Origin of the sequence: Serratia sp. root2 (assembly GCF_031931805.1) — a bacterium.
GTDB classification, from domain to species: domain Bacteria; phylum Pseudomonadota; class Gammaproteobacteria; order Enterobacterales; family Enterobacteriaceae; genus Serratia; species Serratia inhibens.
In genome coordinates this window covers 2852452-2878409 of the sequence record NZ_JAUJXB010000001.1, presented here as the reverse complement: position 1 = coordinate 2878409, position 25958 = coordinate 2852452, and the positions used below count along the sequence as shown (strand labels likewise).

The 25958-nt window shown below is 58.2% G+C and carries 23 protein-coding genes; 15 read left to right on the top strand and 8 right to left on the bottom strand.

Annotated features, from left to right (window positions below; translation table 11 throughout):
- The first annotated feature begins 2 nt into the window (after window positions 1-2).
- The 7 genes from QZQ97_RS13360 to nqrM are packed head-to-tail and all read left to right on the top strand — an operon-like array spanning window position 3 to window position 5759.
- Window positions 3-1244: an NADH:ubiquinone reductase (Na(+)-transporting) subunit B gene (locus QZQ97_RS13360; RefSeq protein ID WP_311993791.1), complete on the top strand. Its 1242-nt coding sequence runs from the start codon at window positions 3-5 to the stop codon at window positions 1242-1244.
- The gene (locus QZQ97_RS13355; RefSeq protein ID WP_311993790.1) at window positions 1234-2028 is read left to right on the top strand and encodes a Na(+)-translocating NADH-quinone reductase subunit C; all 795 of its coding nucleotides are present in this window, start codon (window positions 1234-1236) and stop codon (window positions 2026-2028) included. The genes QZQ97_RS13360 and QZQ97_RS13355 overlap by 11 nt, the downstream gene beginning before the upstream one ends.
- Entirely contained in the window at window positions 2021-2650 is a 630-nt protein-coding gene (locus QZQ97_RS13350) for an NADH:ubiquinone reductase (Na(+)-transporting) subunit D (RefSeq protein WP_004949071.1), read from the top strand. The genes QZQ97_RS13355 and QZQ97_RS13350 overlap by 8 nt, the downstream gene beginning before the upstream one ends.
- Before the next feature lie 6 nt (window positions 2651-2656).
- On the top strand, window positions 2657-3253 hold the full coding sequence (nqrE, locus tag QZQ97_RS13345; protein WP_004949072.1) for an NADH:ubiquinone reductase (Na(+)-transporting) subunit E: 597 nt from the start codon (window positions 2657-2659) through the stop codon (window positions 3251-3253).
- A 15-nt stretch (window positions 3254-3268) separates the two neighbouring features.
- A complete protein-coding gene (nqrF, locus tag QZQ97_RS13340) occupies window positions 3269-4492 on the top strand; it encodes an NADH:ubiquinone reductase (Na(+)-transporting) subunit F (RefSeq protein WP_311993789.1) in 1224 nt (407 codons plus the stop codon).
- Window positions 4493-5524: an FAD:protein FMN transferase gene (locus tag QZQ97_RS13335; protein ID WP_311993788.1), complete on the top strand. Its 1032-nt coding sequence runs from the start codon at window positions 4493-4495 to the stop codon at window positions 5522-5524.
- A 7-nt stretch (window positions 5525-5531) separates the two neighbouring features.
- Window positions 5532-5759 (top strand): (Na+)-NQR maturation NqrM, encoded by a 228-nt coding sequence (nqrM, locus tag QZQ97_RS13330; RefSeq protein ID WP_311993787.1) that lies wholly within the window; start codon window positions 5532-5534, stop codon window positions 5757-5759.
- A gap of 28 nt (window positions 5760-5787) precedes the next feature.
- Here nqrM and QZQ97_RS13325 read toward each other — a convergent pair whose 3' ends face one another.
- Window positions 5788-6684 (bottom strand): glycerophosphodiester phosphodiesterase family protein, encoded by an 897-nt coding sequence (locus tag QZQ97_RS13325; RefSeq protein WP_311993786.1) that lies wholly within the window; start codon window positions 6682-6684, stop codon window positions 5788-5790.
- Window positions 6685-6924: 240 nt separating this feature from the next.
- Here QZQ97_RS13325 and dinB point away from each other — a divergent pair, with 240 nt between their 5' ends.
- The gene (gene dinB / locus QZQ97_RS13320; protein WP_311993785.1) at window positions 6925-7986 is read left to right on the top strand and encodes a DNA polymerase IV; all 1062 of its coding nucleotides are present in this window, start codon (window positions 6925-6927) and stop codon (window positions 7984-7986) included.
- A gap of 68 nt (window positions 7987-8054) precedes the next feature.
- Here the strand turns inward: dinB and pepD are convergent, their stop codons facing one another.
- A complete protein-coding gene (gene pepD, locus QZQ97_RS13315) occupies window positions 8055-9515 on the bottom strand; it encodes a beta-Ala-His dipeptidase (RefSeq protein ID WP_311993784.1) in 1461 nt (486 codons plus the stop codon).
- A 324-nt stretch (window positions 9516-9839) separates the two neighbouring features.
- Here pepD and gpt point away from each other — a divergent pair, with 324 nt between their 5' ends.
- The 5 genes from gpt to proA all read left to right on the top strand — a co-directional run bounded on the left by gpt (window position 9840) and on the right by proA (window position 14756).
- The gene (gene gpt, locus QZQ97_RS13310) at window positions 9840-10298 is read left to right on the top strand and encodes a xanthine phosphoribosyltransferase (protein ID WP_004949082.1); all 459 of its coding nucleotides are present in this window, start codon (window positions 9840-9842) and stop codon (window positions 10296-10298) included.
- 141 nt (window positions 10299-10439) lie between these two features.
- Window positions 10440-11687 (top strand): esterase FrsA, encoded by a 1248-nt coding sequence (gene frsA, locus QZQ97_RS13305; protein WP_311993783.1) that lies wholly within the window; start codon window positions 10440-10442, stop codon window positions 11685-11687.
- A 60-nt stretch (window positions 11688-11747) separates the two neighbouring features.
- Window positions 11748-12149 (top strand): sigma factor-binding protein Crl, encoded by a 402-nt coding sequence (gene crl / locus QZQ97_RS13300; protein WP_311993782.1) that lies wholly within the window; start codon window positions 11748-11750, stop codon window positions 12147-12149.
- A 240-nt stretch (window positions 12150-12389) separates the two neighbouring features.
- Complete coding sequence (gene proB / locus QZQ97_RS13295; RefSeq protein WP_311993934.1) at window positions 12390-13493, top strand: glutamate 5-kinase; 1104 nt, start codon at window positions 12390-12392, stop codon at window positions 13491-13493.
- Window positions 13494-13502: 9 nt separating this feature from the next.
- The gene (proA, locus tag QZQ97_RS13290; protein ID WP_311993781.1) at window positions 13503-14756 is read left to right on the top strand and encodes a glutamate-5-semialdehyde dehydrogenase; all 1254 of its coding nucleotides are present in this window, start codon (window positions 13503-13505) and stop codon (window positions 14754-14756) included.
- Window positions 14757-15293: 537 nt separating this feature from the next.
- Here the strand turns inward: proA and QZQ97_RS13285 are convergent.
- A complete protein-coding gene (locus tag QZQ97_RS13285) occupies window positions 15294-15542 on the bottom strand; it encodes a helix-turn-helix domain-containing protein (RefSeq protein ID WP_311993780.1) in 249 nt (82 codons plus the stop codon).
- A gap of 27 nt (window positions 15543-15569) precedes the next feature.
- On the opposite strand from QZQ97_RS13285, the gene QZQ97_RS24550 reads away from it, so the two are divergent.
- Window positions 15570-15704 carry a helix-turn-helix domain-containing protein gene (locus tag QZQ97_RS24550; RefSeq protein ID WP_442995191.1) on the top strand — a complete coding sequence of 45 codons (135 nt, stop codon included), beginning with the start codon at window positions 15570-15572 and terminating at the stop codon, window positions 15702-15704.
- Between the two features lie 121 nt (window positions 15705-15825).
- Here QZQ97_RS24550 and QZQ97_RS13280 read toward each other — a convergent pair whose 3' ends face one another.
- From QZQ97_RS13280 to QZQ97_RS13270, 3 genes are all read right to left on the bottom strand, one after another.
- Window positions 15826-16365, bottom strand: coding sequence for a hypothetical protein (locus QZQ97_RS13280; protein ID WP_311993779.1), 540 nt, complete (start codon window positions 16363-16365; stop codon window positions 15826-15828).
- 374 nt (window positions 16366-16739) lie between these two features.
- Entirely contained in the window at window positions 16740-17264 is a 525-nt protein-coding gene (cybB, locus tag QZQ97_RS13275) for a cytochrome b561 (RefSeq protein ID WP_311993933.1), read from the bottom strand.
- A gap of 116 nt (window positions 17265-17380) precedes the next feature.
- The gene (locus tag QZQ97_RS13270; RefSeq protein WP_311993778.1) at window positions 17381-18979 is read right to left on the bottom strand and encodes an ABC transporter substrate-binding protein; all 1599 of its coding nucleotides are present in this window, start codon (window positions 18977-18979) and stop codon (window positions 17381-17383) included.
- Window positions 18980-19320: 341 nt separating this feature from the next.
- Here QZQ97_RS13270 and QZQ97_RS13265 point away from each other — a divergent pair, with 341 nt between their 5' ends.
- A complete protein-coding gene (locus QZQ97_RS13265; RefSeq protein WP_311993777.1) occupies window positions 19321-20667 on the top strand; it encodes a condensation domain-containing protein in 1347 nt (448 codons plus the stop codon).
- Window positions 20668-20711: 44 nt separating this feature from the next.
- On the opposite strand, the gene QZQ97_RS13260 is transcribed toward QZQ97_RS13265, so the two are convergent.
- Window positions 20712-23804: an amino acid adenylation domain-containing protein gene (locus QZQ97_RS13260; RefSeq protein ID WP_311993776.1), complete on the bottom strand. Its 3093-nt coding sequence runs from the start codon at window positions 23802-23804 to the stop codon at window positions 20712-20714.
- Window positions 23805-23876: 72 nt separating this feature from the next.
- Window positions 23877-25469, bottom strand: a complete 1593-nt coding sequence (locus QZQ97_RS13255; protein WP_311993775.1) for a condensation domain-containing protein — start codon at window positions 25467-25469, stop codon at window positions 23877-23879.
- Window positions 25470-25958 lie beyond the last annotated feature (489 nt).

Sequence of the window (25958 nt, the reverse complement as noted above, 5' to 3'; positions counted from 1 at the left end):
CGATGGGCCTGAAGAACTTTTTTGACAAGATAGAGCATCACTTCACGCCGGGCGGCAAGCTGGAAAAGTGGTATCCGCTGTTCGAAGCGACCACCACGGTGTTTTACACCCCCGGTTTGGTGACGCGCGGCGCTTCGCACGTGCGCGACGCCATCGATCTGAAACGCATGATGATCCTGGTGTGGCTGGCGGTGTTCCCGGCGATGTTCTGGGGTATGTACAACGTCGGCCAGCAGGCCATTCCGGCGCTGCACCATCTGTACAGCGGCGATCAACTGCAGCAGGTGCTGGCGGGCGACTGGCATTACCGATTGGCGCAATGGCTGGGGGCATCGCTGGCGGCGGATGCCGGCTGGATCAGCAAAATGGTGCTGGGCGCCAGCTACTTTGTGCCGATCTATGCCGTGGTGTTTATCGTCGGCGGTTTCTGGGAAGTGTTGTTCGCGGTCATCCGCAAGCATGAGATTAACGAAGGTTTCTTCGTCACCTCTATTTTGTTTGCGCTGATTGTGCCGCCAACGCTGCCGCTGTGGCAGGCGGCGCTCGGCATCAGCTTCGGCGTGGTGGTGGCGAAAGAGATTTTCGGCGGCACCGGGCGCAATTTCCTCAACCCGGCGCTGGCGGGGCGCGCTTTCCTGTTTTTCGCCTATCCGGCGCAGATCTCCGGTGACCTGGTGTGGACCGCTGCCGACGGCTTCTCCGGTGCGACGCCCCTGGCGCAGTGGAGCGTGGGCGGGGCGCACAGCCTGAGCAACGTAGCCACCGGTCAGTCGATCAGTTGGATGGACGCCTTCCTCGGCAACATCCCCGGCTCGGTGGGTGAGGTCTCCACGCTGATGATCCTGATCGGCGGTGCGATTATCCTGTTTGGCCGCGTAGCTTCCTGGCGCATTGTCGCCGGCGTGATGCTCGGCATGATGGCCACCGCCTTCTTGTTCAACAGCATCGGCTCCGCCACCAACCCACTGTTCGCCATGCCGTGGTACTGGCATCTGGTGTTGGGCGGCTTTGCCTTCGGCATGATTTTTATGGCCACCGACCCGGTTTCCGCCGCCTTTACCAATAAGGGAAAGTGGTGGTACGGCATCCTGATTGGCGTGATGTGCGTCTTGATCCGGGTGGTCAACCCGGCCTACCCGGAAGGCATGATGCTGGCGATCCTGTTCGCCAACCTGTTCGCGCCGCTGTTCGATTATCTGGTGGTGCAGGCCAACATCAAGCGGAGAAAAGCCCGTGGCGAATGAATCTAAAAACGACACTATCGGTAAAACGCTGCTGGTGGTGCTGCTGCTGTGTCTGGTGTGTTCGGTGGTGGTGGCGGGTTCCGCCGTCGGCCTGAAGTCCAAACAGCAAGAGCAAAAGCTGCTCGACAAGCAGCGCAATATTCTCGACGTGGCCGGCCTGTTGCAGCCGAAGATGGAAGGCGAGCAGGTCAAGGCGCTGTTCACCCAGCGCATCGAACCGCGCCTGCTGGATTTGAACAGCGGCGAGTTCGTGGCGGGCAATGCCGCGGCGTTCGATCTGGCCGCTGCGCTGCGTGACGATGCCAAAAGCGTAGCCTTGTCGGCGGACGAAGATCCGGCCGGTATCAAACGCCGCAGCAACCGGGCGGAGATCTATCTGGTGCGCGATAACGGTGGGGCGGTGAACCAAATCGTGCTGCCGGTCTACGGCACCGGTCTGTGGTCGATGATGTACGCCTTTGTGGCGCTGGGGAGCGACGGCAACACGGTGAAAGGCATCACCTATTACGATCAGGGAGAAACCCCGGGCCTGGGCGGTGAAGTTGAGAATGCCGGTTGGCGTCAGCAGTGGATCGGCAAAAAGCTGTTTGATAACGACGGCAAGCCGGCGATCCGCGTGGTGAAAGGCGGGGCGCGTCAGGGGGATGAGCACGGGGTGGATGGTTTGTCCGGTGCCACGCTGACCTCCAACGGCGTGCAGCACACTTTTGATTTCTGGTTGGGCGAGCAAGGTTTTGGCCCATTCCTGCAAAAAGTCCGTGAAGGAGCGCTGAAAAATGGCTGATTCCAAAGAGATTAAGCGGGTCCTGCTCGGGCCGCTGTTTGATAACAACCCGATAGCCTTGCAGGTGCTCGGGGTGTGTTCCGCGCTGGCGGTGACCACCAAGCTGGAAACGGCGGTGGTGATGACCATCGCGGTGACCCTGGTCACGGCGTTCTCCAGCTTCTTTATTTCCCTGATCCGTCACCATATTCCGAACAGCGTGCGCATCATCGTGCAGATGGCGATTATCGCCTCGCTGGTGATTGTGGTCGATCAACTGCTGCGCGCTTATGCGTTCGAGATTTCCAAGCAGTTGTCGGTGTTTGTCGGCCTGATCATCACCAACTGTATCGTGATGGGGCGCGCTGAAGCCTACGCCATGAAGTCGCCGCCGATTGAAAGCTTTATGGACGGTATCGGCAACGGGCTGGGTTATGGGGTGATCCTGGTGCTGGTCGGTTTCCTGCGCGAGCTGATTGGTTCGGGCAAGCTGTTTGGCATTCCGGTGCTGGATACGGTGCAGAACGGCGGCTGGTATCAGCCGAACGGCCTGTTCCTGCTGGCGCCGAGCGCGTTCTTTATCATCGGCCTGCTGATTTGGGTGCTGCGCACCCTCAAGCCCGCACAGATCGAAAAGGAGTAACGGCCGATGGAACATTATATCAGCCTGTTTGTGCGCGCGGTGTTCGTCGAGAACATGGCGTTGGCGTTCTTCCTGGGGATGTGTACCTTCCTGGCGGTGTCGAAGAAGGTGTCGACCGCCTTTGGTCTGGGCATCGCCGTGACCATCGTGCTCGGCATCTCGGTGCCGGCGAACAACCTGGTCTACAACCTGGTGCTGCGCGATGGCGCGTTGATGGAAGGCGTCGATCTGAGCTTCCTCAACTTCATTACCTTTATCGGCGTGATCGCGGCGCTGGTGCAGATTCTGGAGATGATCCTCGATCGCTTCTTCCCGTCGTTGTACAACGCGCTCGGCATTTTCCTGCCGTTGATCACCGTAAACTGCGCCATTTTCGGCGGCGTGTCCTTCATGGTGCAACGTGACTACAACTTCGCAGAGTCGGTGGTGTATGGCTTCGGCTCCGGTACCGGCTGGATGCTGGCGATTGTCGCGATGGCGGGGATCCGCGAAAAACTCAAGTATGCCAACGTCCCCGCAGGGCTGCGCGGTCTGGGCATTACCTTTATCACCACCGGGCTGATGGCGTTGGGCTTTATGTCCTTCTCCGGTGTTCAGTTGTAAAGGCGGGAAGAATCTATGGAAATTATTTTAGGCGTCGCGATGTTTACCGGCATCGTTATGGTGCTGGTACTGCTGATCCTGTTCGCCAAATCAAAGCTGGTGAACACCGGTGACATTGCGGTGGAAGTTAACGGCGATCAAGGCAAGAGTTTTAACGCCCCGGCGGGCGACAAGCTGTTGAACATGCTCTCCAGCCAGGGGATCTTCGTGTCCTCGGCCTGCGGCGGTGGCGGCTCCTGCGGGCAGTGCCGCGTGGTGATTAAAGAGGGCGGCGGCGATATCCTGCCGACCGAACTTTCGCACATCAACAAACGCGAAGCGAAAGAGGGTTGCCGCCTGGCTTGCCAGGTAAACGTGAAGCAGAACCTGAAAATCGAGCTGCCGGAAGAGATCTTTGGCGTGAAAAAGTGGGAGTGCGAGGTTATCTCCAATGATAACAAAGCCACCTTTATCAAAGAGCTGAAGCTGAAAATCCCCGATGGCGAAGATGTGCCGTTCCGCGCCGGCGGGTTTATCCAGATCGAGGCGCCGCTCCATGACATCAGCTATGCCGATTTTGACGTGCCGGAGGAGTACCGCGGCGATTGGGACAAGTTCAACCTGTTCCGCTATCGCTCGGCGGTGAATGACACCACGGTGCGCGCTTACTCAATGGCGAACTACCCGGATGAAAAGGGCATCATCATGCTCAACGTGCGTATCGCCACGCCGCCGCCGCGTGCGCCGGACGTGCCGCCTGGCATTATGTCCTCCTATATCTGGTCGCTGAAGGCCGGCGACAAGGTGACCATCTCCGGGCCGTTCGGCGAGTTCTTCGCCAAAGACACCGACGCCGAAATGATCTTTATCGGCGGTGGTGCCGGCATGGCGCCAATGCGCTCGCATATCTTCGATCAGCTCAATCGCCTGAACTCGACGCGCAAAATCACCTTCTGGTACGGCGCGCGTTCGCTGCGTGAAATGTTCTATGAAGATGATTTCAATCGGTTGCAGGCGGAGAATGAAAACTTCACCTGGCACGTGGCGCTGTCCGATCCCCAGCCCGAGGATAACTGGACCGGCTACACCGGCTTTATCCATAATGTTCTGCTGGAGAACTACCTGAAGCACCACCCGGCGCCGGAAGACTGCGAGTTTTATATGTGCGGCCCGCCGATGATGAACGCTGCGGTGATCAAGATGCTGAAAGATCTGGGGGTCGAAGATGAAAATATCATGCTGGATGACTTTGGTGGCTAAATGCGCATTGGGGCAATGAAGGGCTGGATGACGGCGGTGGCGCTGGGCGCCATGCTGTTATTGACCGGTTGCGGGCCGGAGCAGGTGAATCTCGATGGTAAAACCATGGGGACGTCTTATTCGATCCGTTATGTCACCGGTGACGACACGCCGTCGGCGGCCAAAATACAGGCGGAGATCGACAAACGCCTGGAGTTGGTGAACGATCAAATGTCCACCTACCGGCCGGGTTCGGAGCTGAGCCGCTTCAACGCCAGCCGCGAGGTGGGCAAACCCTTCCCGGTATCGGCCGCGACGACCGAAGTGGTGCTGGAGGCGCTGCGCATCAACCGCGTGACCGACGGCGCGCTGGACGTCACCGTCGGGCCGCTGGTCAATCTGTGGGGTTTCGGCCCGGAAGGGCGACCGGACAAGGTGCCGAGCGCTGCCGCACTGGAACAGCGCCGCGCCTGGACCGGTATCGACAAACTGTCGGTACAGGGCAACGCGCTGGTGAAACACATTCCGGAACTGTATGTCGATCTCTCGTCGATTGCCAAAGGCTATGGCGTGGATGTGATTGCCCAGTACCTGCAATCGCAGCAGGTGAAAAACTACATGGTGGATATCGGCGGTGAGGTGCGCACCCGCGGCCACAACGGCGAGCAGAAACCCTGGCGTATCGCCATTGAGCGGCCGACGGCCGGCGTGGAGCAAAAAGCGCAGTTGGTGATCCAACCGGGGGAGATGTCAATCGCCACCTCAGGGGATTACCGTAACTACTTTGAGCAAGACGGCGTGCGCTACTCGCACACCATAGATCCGATTACCGGCCGGCCGATCCATCATCATCTGGTTTCGATCACCGTACTGAGTCCGACCTGCATGGCCGCCGACGGCCTGTCGACCGGGCTGAACGTGCTGGGGCCGGAACGCGGTATGGCGTTGGCCAATCTGATGGGGATCCCGGTTTTCATGATTGTGAAAACCGCCACCGGCTTTGAAGAGCGTTACTCTGAGGCGTTTAAACCCTACCTGAAAAAGAGTTCATGAGGCCGCCATGTTGACGGTATTTATCGCCACCTTCGTGCTGTTTCTGCTGATTATCGGCGGCATGTCGCTGGGCTATGTGTTCAAACGCAAGAGTCTGCAGGGCAGCTGCGGCGGCATCACTTCGTTGGGGATGGAAAAGGTCTGCGACTGCCCGGAGCCTTGTGATGCACGCAAGAAGCGCGAAGCCAAAGAGGCGCTGCGGCGGCGGCAGTTGGAAAAACACCGCATTCTGTAATTGAAAACCCGGCTAGCGCCGGGTTTTGTCATTTGGCCTTGCGGAAGTTTTTCGCTTCGGCCGGTGAGTTGACCATCACCCCGTCGGCCCCCAGCGCCAGAGCCTGCTGGTATTCCGCTGGTGAATTGACGCCAAACAAAATGATGTGCGCCGGGCCTTGCGAACGGAAACAGTCGATCGACTCTTTATCCCAGATCAGAAACGCTTTCGAACGCCCTTCGCCCAAAGTGTATTTCTCCACCACGTCCACTTCACGTTTCAGCTCCAGTCCGTACCAGCGCGGTTGCTGATTATCCGCTTTCAATTCGCACAGGTGCGCCATGGTGATATTGGCCAGCAGGGTGCGGGTTTCGTCGCGGCTTTCAAAGTGTTTGACCTGCGGTGGCAGCGCTTGCAGGTATTTGGCATCGGTAGAATACACCCGGGTGCGGTTCAGGCTGTCGGCCTTCTCCAGCGTCGCCAGCAGCGCTTTGCCAAATTGCGTTGGATCGGCGTCGGGCGATTTGATATCCAGATAGAAGGTCACCTGGGGGAAAGCCTCCAGGATCTCATCCAGGCGCGGGATCCCGATGCCTTTGCCGCGAAACGGATGCGTTTCACCTTTTGAGAATGACCAGCCGGCATCCACTTTGGCCAGTTGATCGGCAGTATGGGCGGAGACCGGCCCCTGCTCGTTGGTCAATGCTTTGAGATCGGAAGGGCGGTACAGCACGATCGCGCCGTCTTTGGATTGCTGCAGCGTGATCCAAATGGCGTCGGCGCCATTTTTCAGTGCGGTTTCAATGGCGACACGGGTATTTTCCGGCGCGTCTGCAGTGCCGCCACGGTGGGCGATAATGGCGGGAGCATGGCCGACAGTGGCACCCGCCGCCAACGAAACCAGCGACAGCGTGGAGGCCAACAGCAAATGGGAAAACCTGATCATGCGAGATACCTTAGTATGATATACCCGCCGTCTTGCAAGCGACAGCCTTGGGCGCTGCCACATGAAATCCACAGGGTATAAGGATGAGAGAGCCTGAGTCAGCGGAAATCATACTATTGAAAAATTAAGCTTTTTTAACAACGCGGAAATATCTGGCGGAAACGTCGCTTTCTCCATGCCCACCGAGTCTTGAGCTTTCGATTATTGGCTGTATACTTATACAGTGTTATTGGAGGCGCGATGCGTAAAATCATTCATGTCGATATGGACTGCTTCTTCGCGGCGGTAGAAATGCGCGACGATCCCAGCCTGCGCGATATCCCGTTGGCGATTGGCGGCAGTGCCGACCGGCGCGGGGTGATCAGCACCGCCAACTACCCCGCACGCCGCTATGGCGTGCACAGCGCAATGTCGACGGCGATGGCCTTTAAACTGTGCCCGCACCTCAAGTTGTTGCCAGGCCGCATGGCGGCGTACAAGGAGGCCTCGCTGCACATTCGCGAAATCTTTGCCCGCTACACCCCGCTGATTGAACCGCTGTCGTTGGACGAAGCCTATCTGGATGTGACCGACTGCACCCAGTGCAACGGCTCGGCGACGCTGATCGCTCAGGAAATCCGCCAGGCGATTGCCGAAGAGCTCCGTCTTACCGCCTCTGCGGGTATCGCGCCGATCAAGTTCCTCGCCAAAATTGCCTCAGAGCTGAACAAACCGAACGGACAATACGTCATCACGCCGGCGCAGGTGCCGGCTTTTTTGCGGCAACTGCCCCTGAGTAAAATTCCCGGCGTGGGCAAAGTGACCGCCAAACGGTTGGAAGAAGTGGGGCTGATCACCTGCGCCGACGTGCAGCAGTACGATCTGGCGCTGCTGCTCAAGCGCTTCGGCAAATTTGGCCGGGTGCTGTGGGAGCGCTGCCAGGGCATAGATCAGCGCGAAGTCTCGTCGGAAAGGCTGCGTAAATCGGTGGGGGTGGAACGCACGCTGGCGGAAGATATTCATGATTGGGAAGACTGTGAGGCGCTGATCGTCGACAAGCTCTATCCCGAGCTGGAAATGCGGCTGCGCAAGGTGAAACCGGATCTGCATATTGCGCGGCAGGGCGTGAAGCTGAAGTTTCAGGATTTTCAGCAAACCACTCAGGAACACGTCTGGCCGGTGCTGAATAAAGAAGATTTGCTCAACGTGGCGCGCCAGGCATGGCGTGAACGGCGAGAAGGCCGTGGCGTGCGGTTGGTCGGTTTGCACGTAACGCTGCTGGATCCGCAGCTTGAGCGGCAACTGCTGCTGCCGTGGGAATAACAAGGGCGCAATAAGTAGCCTGTTGCGCCCTTGCTGCAGGGGCTCAGCATACTGAGCCCGCAATACGGTTACGCGCGCTCGGGGATCGCTTTCAACAGCGCGGTCAGCAGTTTCCAGTACAGGCCGACGCTTTCGATATGTACCTGCTCATCCGGCGAGTGCGGGCCGGTGATGGTTGGCCCAATCGACACCATATCCATGTTCGGGTACGGCTTTTTGAACAGGCCGCATTCCAGACCGGCGTGGATCACCATGATGTTCGGCGTCTTGTTGAACAGATCCTGGTAAATCTCGCGCACCAGCTGCATCACCGGTGAGGCTGCGTCCGGCTGCCAGCCCGGGTAGCCGCCCTTCGGCGCCACCTTGGCGCCGGCCAACTGGCCCAGCGCGGTCAGCATCTCGACCACGTAATCTTTGCCGCTGTCGATCAGCGAGCGGATCAGACAGATGATTTCCGCTTCGTTCTCGCTGGTGGTGACCACGCCAACGTTCAATGAGGTTTCCACCACGCCTTTCACCGCGTCGCTCATGCGGATCACGCCGTTTGGCGTGCCGTTCAGCAGGGCCAGGAAACGCTGCTGGCTGTCGGCGGTCAACGCCAGAGAAGCGCTGGTCACCGGCTCCAGCAGCACGGTGATGTTCTTCTCTTTGGCGGACAGCTCGTTCTGCAGGGTCGCCAGGTATTGCTGGCTCAGCGCTTTCAGCGCATCGGCTTTCGCCGCAGGCACGGCAACCACCGCAGAGGCTTCACGCGGGATGGCGTTGCGCAGGGTGCCGCCGTTCAGATCCAGTACGCGCAGGTTCAGATCTGCGGCATGGGCGAACAGGAAGCGCGCCAGCAGCTTGTTGGCATTGCCCAGGCCCACGTGGATCTCGGCGCCGGAGTGGCCGCCTTTCAGGCCCTTGAGGGTCAGCTTCAGTGTCTGATAGCCGGCCGGTACCGCTTCGCGCTGCAACGGCAGAGTAGTGATGAAATCAATACCACCGGCGCAACCCATGTAGATCTCACCTTCTTCTTCGGAGTCGGTGTTGATCAGGATATCCGCCTGCAGCCAGTTAGGCTGTAGACCGAATGCGCCGTCCATGCCGGCTTCTTCGGTCATGGTCAGCAGCACTTCCAGTGGGCCGTGTTCGACGCTGTCGTCAGCCAGCACCGCCAACGCAGAAGCCATGCCGATGCCGTTGTCGGCGCCCAGCGTGGTGCCGCGCGCCTTGATCCATTCGCCGTCGATATACGGCTGAATCGGATCCTTGGCGAAGTCGTGCACGGTGTCATTATTTTTTTGCGGCACCATGTCCAGGTGCGCCTGCAGGGCAACCGGCTTGCGGTTTTCCATACCTTTGGTGGCCGGCTTGCGCAGCAGGATATTGCCTACCTGATCGCGTTCGGCGTGCAGGTTTTTCTCTTTAGCCCACTCGAGGATGTGCTGTGCCAGCGCTTCTTCATGATAAGAAGGATGCGGAATAGAGCAGATTTTGGCAAAAATATCCCACAGCGGCTGTGGCGAAAGTTGAGACAATTCAGACACTATAGGTCTCCTGTGACAGCATTCTCAGCATGGCGTGAATGCCGCTCGGTTAGGGTTGGTTGGCATCGGTGCGTTTTTGGCACGATCTCCAGAGAATATCACTTTATTCAGGGGGGCGCGCGTACCCTATTGCACTGTTTAAGGGAGATAACGCACGTATTTGCCGTGCGGTGGCTTATTTATGCAGGATCAATCACCAGACGAAATACTTATGATTTCCACAGTACAACTGGTATTCGGCTCAACCAGTCTCTATAATCTCGCGCAACCTTTTTTCCCCTGATCACGAGTAAGCCACACCATTGCTGGCTGGGACACCATTCTATGAGCGAAAAATACGTTGTTACCTGGGACATGCTGCAAATGCAAGCGCGCAAACTGGCTCACCGCCTGCTGCCTGCTGACCAATGGACGGGCATTATTGCCGTAAGCCGCGGCGGCCTGGTGCCGGCAGCCTTACTGGCGCGCGAATTGGGCATCCGCCACGTGGATACCGTCTGCATTTCCAGCTATGACCATGACAACCAACGCGAAATGAAGGTACTCAAGCGCGCCGAAGGCGACGGCGAAGGCTTTATCGTGGTTGACGATCTGGTGGATACCGGCGGCACCGCAAAAGCGATCCGCGACATGTACCCGAAAGCGCATTTCGTCACTATTTTCGCCAAGCCGGCAGGGCGCCCGCTGGTGGACGACTATGTGGTCGATATCCCGCAGGACACCTGGATTGAGCAGCCGTGGGACATGGCGGTGACCTTCGTGCCACCGATCGGCGGCCGCTAATCCCAGTTCGCTCCAGTAAAACGCCCGGTTATGCCGGGCGTTTTCGTTATTTTGGTTTATCGCCCCAGAGTTAGGTACACTACCTCCAGTTAAGTAGGCTGTTTGCGGCCTACGGCCAGATTTACGGAGGCTGTTGTTACCATGGCACAAGCCAACCTTTCTGAAATCCTGTTCAAACCCTCATTTAAACACCCTGAGACCTCGACGTTGGTGCTGCGTGCGCGCAACAAAACCGGTGCCGATTTGCACTCCACGCTGGAAGGCAACACCGTCAGCAACTGGTACCGCATGCTTAACCCGCTGCTGTGGGCCTGGCGCGGCGTTGATCCGATCGAAATCAACGAAGTGCTGGCGCGCATAGCGGTCGCCGATGTGGAACATACCAACGAAAAGCTGCTCGATACTGTGATCGGTTACCGCAACGGCAACTGGATCTACGAGTGGGTGCATCAGGGTATGCTCTGGCAGCAACGGGCATTGGAACAGCAAGATCCGCTGATCGGCGGCCAATACTGGCTCAACGCCGTCAACTTTTACAGCATCGCCGGCTACCCGCACCTGAAAGGCGACGAACTGGCCGAGCAGGCCGAGACGCTGGCCACCCGCGCCTACGAAGAGGCCGCGCTGCTGCTGCCTTATCAGCTCAAGGTGCTGGAGTTTCGCATTGAGGGGGGAAGCAGCATTAACGGCTTCCTGCACCTGCCGGAGAAAGGCGAGGCGCCGTTCCCGACGGTGTTGATGTGCGGCAGCCTGGATACCCTGCAGACCGATTATCACCGCCTGTTCCGCGAGTACCTGGCACCGCACGGCATCGCCATGCTGACCATCGATATGCCTTCCATCGGTTCTTCTTATAAGTGGAAGTTGACGCAGGATTCCAGCTTCCTGCATCAGCAAGTGCTGGCCCAACTCTCTTCGGTGCCGTGGATCGACCATCAGCGCGTGACCGCATTTGGCTTCCGCTTCGGTGCCAATGTGGCGGTGCGCCTGGCTTACCTGGCGCCGCAGAGGCTGCGTGGCGTAGCCTGCCTGGGGCCGGTGGTCCACAGCCTGTTATGCGACGCCGGCCGCCAGCGGCACGTGCCGGACATGTATATGGACGTGCTCGCCAGCCGGATGGGGATGGCCAACGCCTCGGATAACGTGTTGAGGGTGGAACTGAACAGCTATTCGCTGAAAACCCAGGGTTTGCTGGGCCGCCGCTGCCCGACGCCGATGCTGGCGGGCTACTGGGATCAGGATCCGCTCAGCCCGAAAGAGGAGGCGCAACTGATCGCTTCGTCCTCGATGGACGGCAAGTTGATTGCTATTCCACGTGCGCCGGTGTATAGCAGTTTCCACAAGGCCTTGCTGCAAATGGCCCACTGGATGAAAGATAAAATGCGTTAATTTGTTGCTAAATTTTAACAATTTGTTAAAAAGAGTGGTCTACATTGAGGAGGTTAAAGAATGACGTTACCTAGTGGTCACCCTAAAAGCCGACTAATGAAACGTTTCGCCAGCTTGGGGCCGTACCTGCGTGAAGGGCAGTGCGAGAACGACCGTTTTTTCTTTGATTGTTTAGCCGTTTGCGTCAATGTCAAACCTGCCCCAGAGAAGCGTGAGTTTTGGGGATGGTGGATCGAGCTGCACGCTGAAGAGGCGCGTTTCACTTATGCCTATCAGTTCGGTCTGTTTGATAAGGACGGGAACTGGAAGCCGGAAAAGATTAAAGATACTGAAGTAAAAACCAAGCTGGAAACCACCCTGCGTGATTTCCATCGCCGCTTGGGCGAGTTGCTGGCGACGATGGAGCTGGCGCTTGAACCGGCCGATGATTTCAAAGAAAAACTGATTAAACTCTCCGCCTGACCCCGTTTGACCACAGTATTGTGCTGATTTCGCGTTGTGCCTGTTGGCATAACGCGTCTCTCCTGTTACAAAGTCCTTTGCACTCTTATTCTCATCATACCCTATAGCTTTCGAGTTGCGGCTAGGCGGCAAGCGCAGGAATCCCCAAGAGCTTACTGAGGTAAGTGGCTGGGGTGAGTGCGGGCAGCCAACAACGCTGCAGCTTGAAAGATGACGGGTATATTACACGGCAGAAACACTATGAACGGCAGCCAGACATTGGTTGTGAAATTGGGCACCAGCGTGTTGACCGGCGGATCGCTGCGTCTTAACCGTGCCCATATTGTCGAACTGGTACGCCAGTGCGCACAACAGCATGCAGCGGGTCACCGCATCGTTATCGTTACCTCCGGCGCGATTGCCGCCGGGCGCGAACATTTGGGCTACCCCGAACTCCCCGCCACCATCGCCTCCAAGCAGCTGCTTGCGGCGGTCGGCCAGAGCCGGTTGATCCAACTGTGGGAGCAGCTGTTCTCCATTTACGGCATCCACGTCGGGCAGATGTTGCTGACGCGCGCCGATCTGGAAGACCGCGAACGCTTCCTCAACGCGCGTGACACCATGACTGCGCTGCTGGACAACCGTATCGTGCCGGTAATCAATGAGAATGACGCGGTTGCGACCGCAGAAATCAAGGTGGGCGACAACGACAACCTGTCGGCACTGGCGGCGATCCTGGCCGGGGCAGACAAACTGCTGCTGCTGACCGATCAACAAGGCCTGTATACCGCAGATCCGCGCAACAACCCGCAGGCGGAGCTGATCCGTGAAGTGCATGGCGTTGACGACGCGCTGCGCGCCATCGCCGGCGACAGCGTTTCCGGGCTGGGCACCGGCGGCATGGGCACCAAATTGCAGGCGGCCGACGTGGCCTGCCGCGCCGGTATCGACGTGATCATCGCTGCAGGCAGCAAGCCGGGCGTGGTGGGCGACGTGATTGAAGGCAAACCGGTAGGCACCCGTTTCCACGCGCTGGAAACCCCGCTGGAAAACCGCAAACGCTGGATCTTCGGTGCTCCGCCGGCCGGTGAAATCACCGTGGACGACGGCGCGGTCGAGGCCATTATGGCACGCGGCAGTTCGTTGCTGCCGAAGGGCGTTCGCGAAGTGAAGGGCGATTTCTCCCGTGGCGAAGTGATCCGCATCCGCAACCTGGCGGGGCGCGATTTGGCGCACGGTGTCAGCCGCTATAACAGCGACGCGATGCGCATGATTGCCGGCCACCACTCGCAGGAAATCAGCGAAATTCTCGGTTACGAATACGGCCCGGTGGCAGTGCACCGCGACGACATGATTGTGAGCTAAGGAGTGAGCATGCTAGAGCAAATGGGGAAGGCCGCCAAACAGGCCTCCTGGCAACTGGCGGTGCTGAGCACGGCGAAGAAAAACCAGGTGTTGTCGGTGATGGCCGACATGCTGGAAGCCAACAGCGAAGTGATTTTGCAGGCCAACGAACAAGACATGGCGCAGGCGCGCACAACCGGGATGACCGAAGCGTTGCTCGATCGTTTGCTGTTGACCCCGGCGCGGCTGGCGGCCATCGCCAACGATGTGCGCCAGGTGTGCCGCCTGAACGATCCGGTCGGCCACGTCTTGGACGGCAGCCTGCTGGACAGCGGGCTGAAGCTGGAACGCCGCCGCGTGCCGCTTGGCGTGATCGGTGTGATTTATGAAGCACGGCCGAACGTCACCATCGACGTCGCCAGCCTGTGCCTGAAGACCGGCAACGCGGTGATCCTGCGTGGCGGTAAAGAAACCCACAACACCAACCTGGCGACGGTGAAGGTGATCCAGCAGGCGCTGGAACAATGCGGCCTGCCGGCTGCGGCGGTGCAGGCGATTGCCAGTCCCGATCGCGCGCTGGTGAATGAGCTGTTGCGCCTGGATCGCTACGTAGACATGTTGATCCCACGCGGCGGCGCCGGTTTGCACAAACTGTGCCGCGAACAGTCGACCATTCCGGTGATCACCGGCGGCATTGGTGTTTGCCATACTTACGTTGACGACAGCGTTGATTTCGACAAGGCGCTGACGGTCATCGAGAGCGCCAAAATCCAGCGCCCAAGCGCCTGTAATTCGCTCGAGACGCTGCTGGTGAACCGCAACATTGCCGAACAGTTCCTGCCGGCGCTGAGCGCCAAGATGGCGGCGGCGGGCGTGACGCTGCACGCGGCGCAGAACGCCATGCCGCTGCTGCAAAACGGCCCGGCGACGGTGGTGGACGTGGCGGAAGGGGATTACGACGACGAATGGCTGTCGTTGGATCTTAACGTGCTGGTGGTGGACGATATCGATCAAGCCATCGACCATATCCGCGCCCACGGCACCAACCACTCCGATGCGATCCTCACCCGTTCGCTGAGCAGCGCCGAGCACTTCGTGCGCGCGGTGGATTCCTCGGCGGTGTACGTTAACGCCAGCACCCGTTTCACCGACGGCGGCCAGTTCGGCCTGGGTGCAGAAGTGGCGGTCAGCACCCAGAAGCTGCATGCACGCGGCCCGATGGGGCTGGACGCACTGACCACCTATAAGTGGATCGGCTACGGCGACGATTTGGTGCGCAGCTGAGTCAGTTTTCGCGTTTTAAATTTAAGGGCGCAGTTCATTGAACTGCGCCCTTTTTGCGTCTGGGTGTGGAAAAGGGATTTTCGCTTCCGGTAGATGCCAATACCCAAAAGGCGTAGCGGCGCTTAACTCGCTAAAAACTGTTAATTCGTGGCGGAAAATACCGTTGCATTCTAAGTTAATTCAGCTTGGTTTCATTTGCTATTGTGACGCATTCAGGAAGGTTGCACATGATCGTTTGTTCCCCGAACTTCCTTACCATGCAGTAAAAGGATATGACGACAAGGCTTCGGTATGGTTTAACCACTCGTGGCTGAAAAGTGCAGCTAGGTTATGAAAAGAGCAGCAAGAAAACTTTCCATTCATTCCGCCACACCTCTTCTACAAGACTCAAACAAGCGGGAATTGACAGAGGGACGCGAGCTCAGTTTGTTGGACATATCCGTGCAGATCATCCACTAGCAGCCCTCTTTGCTGTGTTTGAGATCGTTACTGTAAGTATCCCACACAAACGAAACATCCAATATTTGAACTGTTCTCCTACACCAATTTCCCAACTCTTCCACCAATTTTTTCCAAAACCGCCCCAGCATCCACCCCAAGCAGCCGTGCCATCACAGCAAACTCCACCACATCCAGCTTGCGCTCGCCGTTCTCAACCTTGGCGATAAACGACTGCGGGCGGCCCAGCGCCTCGGCCAGTTTGGTCTGAGTTATGCCTTTTTCTATGCGAGCATCCCGAAGTGTTTTTATAACTAATTGATACTCGGTTGAATAAACTGAAGTCATGGCGTTTTCCGCGAGTGATATCCCAAAATCGAATATCTGCCATTATCCCAAAATAGGGTAGTAAGCGCATCAGATAACAAGCTGATAGCCGAAGCTTTGAATCTTCCCCCTACAGAGATATGGCCTTCAAGATACTCTGAGCCTGTATATAAGGATGAGTAGGGCGGTCATTCTGCATCAGAATTCGGCACTATTTAATGCGGATGAAAACTGCAGATACAAATATGGGGGCAGGGCAGTTAACTATCCGCAGCCCCCATTATTATCTAATGAATAGTCGCGGTTATTGCTTAACAACTAGGTGGCTGCGCTGTTCTTTGCTCATTGCCTTGTTCGAGCTGGAAATTACGCAGTTATATTTCTCATCTTTATTGATGATCATAAAGGTACTGACCGGGTTCTTATAGTCTTTGTCGATAGTGAAATAAACATAATCCTGCGGCAAAGAACTCGGTTTGAAGGCGCCAAACGCATAAACACCCGCAATGCCTAACGGGGACAAATCAACCGTAAGTTCTAGCGGCTGCAGGGTATTTGGGGAGGGCAGCATGGATTTTGCGGACATCATTAACGAAGCGGTGTCGATGGTGTATTCGCTGGTCACTGTCATCCCGACATACCTGGATTCAGGTGTCGAGAGTTGTTTCATACAGGCGGCATCGTGCTGGGGCGCGGGGCTGCCATTTTCTTGCACGGCGTGCACATGTTCCAACGTCACCTGTGCTTTGCCGGTCATGGGTTTTGCACTGTCTGCCGCTTGCGCCATACCGGAAAAAACGAGGGCCGCAACCGTGGGTAGAATAACGCCAGTCATTATTTTCATTACTTTTCTCCAGACTTTTATGAGTGGGAAAGCCATATTGACTTCCCCGTATGTGTAGTCGATGAAATTTAATTAATGAAATTATGGGCAGCGCTACATCGCCTTGTGTAAACACATGGCATGACATCGCCGCCCAGAAAAATAACTGGCGTTTTTAAGATGAAGACATAAATTTTAAATAAACTGGCGTGTGATTATCGTTATTAAATTTAGGGTATATGATCTGTATGGATAACCTTAGTCAATATCCGGGATAGATACAACTCGCTGGAGGGAATTTTTATTTTATCGAAGTTATAGTGAAATTAATAAGCCAATGGATTATTTCCATTGGCTTATATATACATGCTTATTATTATCTTGTTGCCCCTGGGTTAACGCTTTTTAAACAGCGGCAGCATTCTCACCAAGGTATTGTCCTTAAAGGCATAATGATGGATCAGCGCCGCAGCGGCGTGCAGGCCAATCAGCCAATAACCGAAAGCGGCCAGCGTCTTGTGCCAGCCGATAATCGTTCGCGCCTGCGGCCGGTCGGCAATCTCGGCAAACGGCATCGGCAGGCCGAATAAAAACCACTCCTTGCCGCCCAGATAGCGGGAATAAACGCCCAGAACCGGCAGCGTCAGCAACAGCAGGTAAATCAGGGTATGCACCAGATGTGCCGCGCCGGTTTGCCATTTTGGCGGCATCGGGCTGATGGCGGGGGAGGCGTGACGCCAGCGCAGGATCAGGCGGACGATCATCAAGACGAAAACCGTCACCCCACAGCTGAAGTGGGTGACCACCAGCAGGTACCACAGCGGCGTGCCCGGTTCGGCAAAGCCTCTCAGCTCAATCGTGGTGCAGGTGATGACCAACAGGATAGCGACCAGCCAGTGCAGACGGATCTGCATCGGCATAAATGTTTTCTGCACTGGGGTTTGCCTTGTTAACGAGAGATCCGATAGGCGTTGAGGGTAACGAAATGTTACAGGAGAAGAAAGCGCCGGGTTTGAATTTATCCCGGCGCTTCGTTTTAATTCACTTTCGCCTTGGCGAAATCACTGCCGTTCACGTCAACCACATAGCCGCTGACGTTACTGCGGGTAGCGTAGAACACCTTGCCGTTAGCCAGCGGCAGCAGCGGGGCCTGTTCGGCAAAAATCACCTGCGCCTGCTGATAAAGCTTGGCGCGTTCTGCCGGGGCGCTCACCTGAATCGCCTGCTGGATCAACTTATCATAACCCTTGTCGCACCAGCGGGCTATGTTGGCACCGGTTTGTACGCCGGCGCAGCCGAGCAACGTGGCGAAGTTGTCCGGGTCGCCGTTATCCGACATCCAGCCATACAGCGCGCTCTGTTGTTCCCCTTTGCGCAGCCCGGCCAGGTACTGGCCCCATTCCCAGGTGACGATTTTGGCCTTCACGCCCACTTTCGCCCAGTCGCTCTGGATCATCTCGGCAATGCGCCGCGAATTAGGGTTGTATGGCCGCGCCACCGGCATCGACCAGATGTCGGTTTCAAAGCCTTTTTCCAGCCCGGCCTGTTTCAGCAGATCACGGGCCTTCTGCGGATCGTAGGCATAGTCTTGCAGTTTCGGATTGTATCCCAGCATCGCCGGTGGCAGCACCGAATTGGCCGTTGTACCGCTGTCTTTGAACACCGCCGCGACAATCGCCTTCTTGTCCACCGCATAGCTCAGCGCCTGGCGAACCAGCACATTATCAAAAGGTTTCTTCTGGGTGTTGAATGCCAGGTAGCCGACGTTCAGGCCGTTGATGTTATGCAGTTGCAGGTTTTTGTCGCTCTTGATGGCGTCGAACTGCTCCGGCAGCGGGGCGGGAATGATCTGGCACTCATTGGTTTTCAGCTTGGCCACCCGGGTCTGCGCATCCGGCGTGATGGAGAAGATCAGGTGTTTGCTGGCTACCTCGCCTTGCCAATAGTGCGGGTTGGCCACGTAACGGATCAGCGAGTCCTGCTTGTACTGCTGCAGCGCGAACGGGCCGGTGCCGATAGGCCAGTTATCCACGTACTCCGGCGTGCCTTTCTTCAGCATGGCATCGGCGTATTCTGCGGAAAGAATCGAGGCGAAATCCATCGTCCAGTCGGCCAAAAACGCGGCGTTGGGCTGGCTCAACGTAAAGCGCACGTGGTCGTTATCCACCGCTTCGACGTGGGTGATCAGCTTATCCAGCCCGGTGTCGGTAAAGTACTCGTAGTTACCGCCGGACACCTTGTGGTACGGATGATTGGCGTCTTTTTGGCGCATCACGGTGAACACCACGTCCTCGGCGTTGAAGTCGCGCGTCGGCGTGAAGTATTTGTTGCTGTTGAATTTCACGCCCTTGCGCAGCGTAAAGGTGTAGGTTTTGCCATCCGGGCTGATGGTCCACTCGGTGGCCAGCGAGGGGGCAGGGGTTTTATCGCTTTCGCGCAGCGTCAGCAGGCGGTTATACAGCACCTGCGAGGTGGCGATAAACGTCGGCCCGGAGCTGGCGAGCTGCGGATTGAAAGACTCCGGCGAGGCGACCGTGCAATAGACCAGCGTATCGGAAGCCGCCAGCGCGCTGCCCGCCGCCAACAGGCTGGTTCCCGCCAATAACAGACCTGCAGTTGTTTGTTTTAAAAGCATGAAAGTGATAGCTCCCTCAGGTTGATGGAGGACACTGCCGCCGCTGTGGCATTCAGGCAGCCCCCCGGTTTAACTATAATGAGGCTTTGCGGATCTGGGAACTGGCTGTGGCGGATTCCTTTCCGATCGCTGCCTTGATCGCCAACATTTCCACCGCCGCCGGCGAACGTTTTTTACCTCGACAGTCCCCTTATCCGACACGCATTAACCTGTTGTCCTATATTTATGAAAATGATAATAAGTGTTATTATCATTTTCATTTGTAACCATGTTGAAACACTTTCAGCGCGTTGCGGCCGCAATTTTCCTGGTCTCCATGTCGCATATCAAAGGTAGGTAACATGTCGGAAACCCTTTTGGCTACTGAATGGCTGCCGCTGTCGCCGGCGCAGTTAGACTTCTGGGAGGAGTTTAGCTTGCACCCCGGGCAGCCCTTTTCCACCGTCGCTCACGTCACCGAATTGCGCGGAGCGGTGGACGAGGCGGCGCTGTGTCGGGCGATAACCCTCACTGTCGCAGAAACGCAGGCGTTTGCGCTGCGGTTTGGCACCCGCAGAGGCGATCGGTGGCCAATGCAGCGCTACGATCCCGAACGGGTTCCTTGCCTGAAGCGTATTGATTTGCAGGAACATCCAGACCCTTATCAGGCCGCGATGCGGTTGATGCAGGCCGATGCCGCGCAGCCGATGGATCTGCACAGCCAACCGATGGCGGCCGTGTGGCTGCTCGCTCTGGGGCCGACGCGCTATATCTGGTACCTGCGTGCTCACCATATCATTATCGATGGTTATGGCATGGCGCTGGTCGAGCATCGTTGCGCTACGCTGTACGCGCACTTTCTCGGCAAGGGCTCGGCGGGACAGGCATTGGGCGCGTTCAGTGCCTTCCAGCAGCATGAGTTGGCCTACGGGGCTTCCGAACGCTGCGACAAGGATCGCCGGTTCTGGCAGCGTTATTTACCGCCGTCGCAGGTGCTGCCGACGGTGCGTAAAGGCGGCCGGGAATATGGGGTGAAATGCCTGAGCACCAGCACCCCGCTGCCGGAAGATATTTCACGGCGGCTGCGTCTGCTGTCCGAACGCAGCGGTATCGGCTGGCCCGATCTGCTACTGGCTCTGTCCGCCGCCTGGCTGTTTTTTACGTTGCCGCCTTTACCGCATGAAAAAGGGGATACGCGCACCCTGTGGATGCCGGCGATGAACCGTCGCAGCAGCAAAGCGACCAATACGCCGGCTTTGGCGGTCAATACGCTGCCGTTTCTGGTTTCACTGCGTGCGGATGAGACGCTGGAGCATTACTTGTCCGGCATGACGCAGACGCTGCGTGAACTGCGCAGCCACGCCGGTTATCGCCTGCGGAAGATTGCCGCCGATCGCGGCGTGACGCCCGTCTCTCGTTTGTTTATTTCCCCGTTTATCAACGTTCAGCCGTTTGATCCGGCCGGTTTCAGCGGCTGCACCAGTACGCGCCGGGTGCTGGCAGGCGGTGCCGGCGACGGGATTAATCTGATCTTCCGCGGCGGCACTGACGCCGGCGATCTGCATTTGGATATCGATGTTTTTGTGCAGCAGTTCCCCACCGCCGGGGCGGCCAACTACGGCAGTGCCCTGCAGGGCTTTTTGCAGTGCGCTTTACGGGAAGAGGCGTTGGAAATGGCGATCGGTGATCTGGTGGCGGTGCCCGCCTGAAAAAAGCGGGCAGGGTAATGACCCTGCCCAGAGGGGAATGGCGCTTAGCGCGCCAGCAGCGCGGCGACCTCCCGTGCATTTTTGCAGGGGATCAGCACCGTTGGCGGCAGTTGGGTGCCAAAGGCGTCATTAAGCTGTGCAGCCACCTGGCGGATGTGCGGCAGTTTTAGCCCCATGGTAATAAAGGCGGTTTCCTCCCCCCACTCAGGACGCGGCGCTGTGCCGATGGCCTGCAGATAGATGGTCAGAATTTTGCCGCTCTGTGCCGGCGGCGCGCTCGGCAAAGGTGCCGCACAGGCATTCAACCCGGGAGCTGCCCGCCCGGCCCCGAGCGCGTTGCGGATAGTGTGACGGTCGGTTTTGCCATTGCCGGAAAGCGGCAGCGCTTCGGCGTGGATAAAGCGCGTCGGGATATGAGTACAAGGCAGATAGCCGGTCGAAAAGGCGCGAATATCCGCCAGCGACAGCGGCTTGCCGTTGTGGGTGAGGTACATCGCGCCCAGCGTCGATTCGGCATTTTCCCCGCTCGGATAATCCACGACCACAATGTCCAGAATCTCCTCATGCCCGCGCAGCACGTCTTCGATCTCCGGCAGAGAAACGCGCACGCCGCGGATTTTCACATAACCGTTCACCCGGCTGGCGAACAGGATATTGCCGTCCGGGCGATAGTAGCCCTGATCGCCGGTGCGGAAGGCCCGTAGCGGTTGCCCGTCGGGGCCATTCAACGGGACGAAGTCATGTTGCTTCACTTCGCCGTCTTCCAGATAGCCTAACGCCAGATTCACCCCCGCCGTATGAATGCGGCCCACCACGCCGGCCGGGCAGTGCGTGCCGTCGTCATGGCAAATAAAGTATTGGTTGCCCGGCAATGGCTGGCCGTAGGGCACGGTGCCGGTGTCCAGCGGTGCGATCGGGTGCCAGATGCTCCAGATGGTGGTTTCTGTCGGGCCGCCGAGTGAGAACAGGCAGATGTCCGGGCGCAGGCTACGCAACGTCTGCACCGTCGCCGGTTTGATGTAATCGCCGCCCTGAGCCACCAGCCGCAGTGAACGCAGGCTGTCGGCCGTTTTACAGGTGAGCAGCATTTCCAGGATCGCAGGCACGGAGCACCACAGGCTGACGCGGTGACGCTCCACCAACTGGTTCCAACTGATGGCGTCTTTTTCCTGATGCGGCGCGGGCAGAACCAGCGTCGCACCGGCGCTGAGCGAGCCGAACAGGTCAAACATCGACATATCGTGGTGCGGCGGCGTCACGGAGATAAACACATCATCGGCGGTGACCGCCCAGCGTTGCAGAGTCTGACCAACCACGTTGGCGGTGGCGCGGTTGTTGAGCACCACGCATTTGGGTTTGCCGGTGGTGCCGGAGGTATACAGATAATAGCTTGCCTCGGTGCTTGCGCTGCGTTCCGTCAGCGTCTGGTTGCCCGGCAGTTCAGGCGTGCCCGCGGCCGGATCGAGCAACTCTGTCGGCGTCACCCCGTGCGGGGTATTCAGCTCGCCCTGATGCACCACCAGATCCGGCCGGCAGTTGCTCAGCAGATAGGCGGTGCGTTCCGGTGGTGAGTTGATGTCGATCGGCACCCAGATAATGCCCAGCAGAGCACAGGCCAGGGAGACAGTCACATGTTCCGGGCTGCGCGCCAGATACAGCGCCAGCACGCTGCCGCGCCCCAGATTGCGCCGTTGCAGATTGGCCATCACGGCCCCGACCTGGCGACCCAATTCAGGATAAGACAGGGTCTGCTCATCGCAGATCAGCGCCGGTCGCGGCTGTGGATCGGTGAACAGCCGTTCGGCCAGCTGCGCCAGATAGGGATAAGCGGTGAATGCCGCTTCGCCGTGGTTATGGCGGTAGTGCCGATAATCGATAAAGCGCGCCGGGGCGATCTCCAGATCGCCGTCCTGGCACATTTGCTCCACTCGGCGTTGCAGGGCGTCCAGCATTGCTTGCACCTGTTCGCCGTCCAGCGCCTGTTCGGCGTAATCGACGCACAGTTGCAGATTTTTGCCGGCGTCCTGCGTCAGACGGATGTCGATCGCGACCTGCGGCGTTTGGGTCAGGCCGTCGTGGTAGCGTACCGGTTCGCCGGCCGGCAGCGTCTCCCAGCTCAGGCAGTTGGTGAGAATGACCGGCAGCGCCGGGGCGCCCTGGCTGCGGTTCAGCAACTGCCGCGCCAGATCGACGCCGGAAAACGCCAGGTGGTCGAGAGCGCCCAGTATGTCGTTCTGCAATGCCTGCGCGCGGCTGACAAAGGTACCGCCCTCGCGCGAATAACGCACGGCCACAAAGGTAGAGGCGTTACCGAGCGAACCGCCCGCCGCAGGAAACGCCACCGGCACGCCCACGCACAGCTCACCGTCGGTGGTCCACTGCGCCAGCGTATCGAGGATCACCGCCGAAAGGGCGCTGTTGCGCAGCAGCGAATGGGCAGATCCCAGGCGTGAGAAGGTTTTTAGCATTTCGCGCGGCAGGGTCAGGCTGGCGCGCCGGTAGCGAGAGCTTTTGATGTTGGCCAGCGGGGTGCGCCACGGCAATGCCGACGGCGTAGTGACGTCTTGAAGTTTGGTCTGCCAATAGGCGGCGTCGGCCTGGCGCTGTTCTGCCGATGCGGCAGCCGGTGGGTTGGGTGGTGCGATCGGCGGCAATGGAGCGTCATCGAACAAGCGTGCGATCAGGGTAGCAATCCCCTGACCATCGAGGATCAGCGCGTCGAAGCTGGTGAAAATCAGGGTGTCGTAGCGCCCGGTAGTGTCCTGCATCTCCGGCAACTGAATGGCGGCAATGCGCCACAGCGGCTGCGTGGGATCGTGGCGCTGGTGCGAATACTGTTCGCGCAGGGCGGCCAGCCGTTGCTGCGCCGCATCATGCTCCAGCGAGCGCAGATCGTACCGATCCAGGTTCAGCGTGGTTTCGGGCCGTACGCGCTGGGTGAAACGCTGGGGATCGAGGCAGGTACGCAGCGCGGGATAGTGCTGCACCAGCTCGGCCAGCCGGTTTTCCAGCCGTACCAGATCCAGCCGTTGGCCGCGGTATTCGCGGAAATCGTGCATCGCCACGCCGCCGAGCGGCCATTGTTCGCTGCGGCCGAGGAGGTAAGCCTGTTGCAGCGCGGTTAATGGTGTCTCCATGGTATTTCCCTATTGTCGCTAACCGATGAAAAAGAACGCAGGGCGCGTGAGGCTACGCGCCCAAAGCCGATATCAGGCCTGAGGCGCCAGCACCTTCAGCAGCATCTGCGCGCCTTCGGCGGCGTTGGGGTCACGCTCGCAGATCAGCGCGGCCAGCGTGGCCGGAGTGGGGTGGGCCGCCAGATCTTGCGGGGTCAAGGCGACCGGCAGGTATTTATTGAGCACCCCGAGCAGGGCGAGCAACGCGTCTTCCTGCAGTGGCAGGGCGGTGATGTCGTCACCGTCGCGCAGCCTGGCGTCCGGCGCTATACGCGCCAACAGCCGGTGCAACAGCTGGCGTACCGGGGCCTGGGTTTCCGGTAAGCACTGTGACAGCAACTGCGCCAATGGCCGCCTGAAACTGTCGGGGTGGCGTGCCGCCTGCTGCAACAGGGCGCTATAGGTGGCAAACAGCTGTTGCGGCAACCGGTCCGGGAAGGCATCCAGCCGCAGATCCCAGTTGATCAAAATACCGCCGTTGGCGTGCGCCACCTGGGCGTCCAGCGCCACCTGCGGGCCCTGGGAAATCACCCAGTCCAGCGGACCGAAGGTACGGGTGACCTGGTCGGAAAACAGCGTTTTACCACGGATGCCGAAACCGGCGGTGAACACCACCGGCGAAGGTTGCATGCTGCCGTGCAGGCGCGACAGGTCACGCATCACGCTCACACCCGGGTAGTCGGCATGGGCTAGCAATTCCGCCAGTTGATCCATCAGGCGGCGACAGAAGGCAGGCAAGTTTTCCGCCGGATTAAGCGCCACGCCGAGCAGCACCAAATTGGAGAAGTCGCCAATGATGCCCTCTACGCCTTCCGCATCCCGGTGGAACAGCGGCACGTTGAGCCGGAAGCGTCTCAGGTTCCAGCCATGGCCGACGGTAAGGGCAAACAGTGCCAGAAACAGAGAGGAAAGCGTGACGCGGTGCGCTTTGGCGGCATCGGCCAGCGCCTGAGCCTCTGTGGCGTTCAGTTGAAGCGCCAGCCGATCGCTCTGGCAGCGTTCCGGTGCGCGCAGCAAGTGGGGCGCGGGCGGCAGTTGCGCCAGGCGTTCGCGCCACCAGGCCTGAGCGCGGGCTCGCCGCTGCTGCAGTTCCGTGTCGGCATGGTGCCGGTCCAGATAGTCAAAATAGGTCACGCCGTCGTTGTCGGGGGCGGCCGGGCAGTGGTGATAAAACCGCGCCAGATCCTCCATCAACACGCGAAATCCCATGGCATCACCGGCGATCATGTCCAAATCCACATGCAGCCGGCAGTGGCCGTCAGGCAGCAGGCTGAGGCTGATATCACAGGGAATGCCCTGTTCCAGCGGCAATTTTTGGCTGCTTTTTTGCCGGCGTTTGGCGCTCAGCGCATTGGCTGCCTCGGGGACGCCAGTGTGGCGGAAATCGTCGATATGCAGGCAATGGCGCGGACCGCAGGCATCAATGGTCTGTTGACCGTCCGCCGTGATGCGCAGGCGCAGCATCGGGTGGTGCAAATAAAGGGCGGTCACGGCCTGTCTCAGTCGTTCGACGTCCAGGTCGCAGCCGTTAAATTCCGCATACAGGTGGGCGGAGACGCCCCCCAGCGGCGCTTCGGATTGCCGGCCCACCCAGTAGGCGGCCTGCATCGTGGTCAACGCTTTCATTGGGTTTCCATCAGTATTTAGAGACGGGAAGAATATATGTCAATGTTAATGGGAATGAAAATTATTACTATTTTTATTTGTTGTTGTAAAACGAAGTCGTCATGAGGGCCGGAATGAGTATCGCCCCCGTAAGGTAAATGGCTATTTTTGATATAATTATGTTTTGTATTAATTTTTAAAGAAATTATTGCGATTTCAAATGACGAAAAAAACGATTTTTTGGGTCTTCCTGCCGTTTCTCTATGAGTCTGTTTTATTGGTCTTATTGATAATGATTTGCATTAAAATATGTAAAATATTATCATTATTAACATTTCTTTACGTTTCCAGACAAAAATACTGCATCCGCCCGCTGTGCGTCTGGGGGGAGGCCGTCTGCTGCAGGGATAGGCAATAGCAAGGTCAGGAAGGCCGCACCGCCATTGTTAGTGTGAGTATCAGCGTCGTTACCTATGTGAAAACAATCAAATTTTTGTGCATCTGGGATGA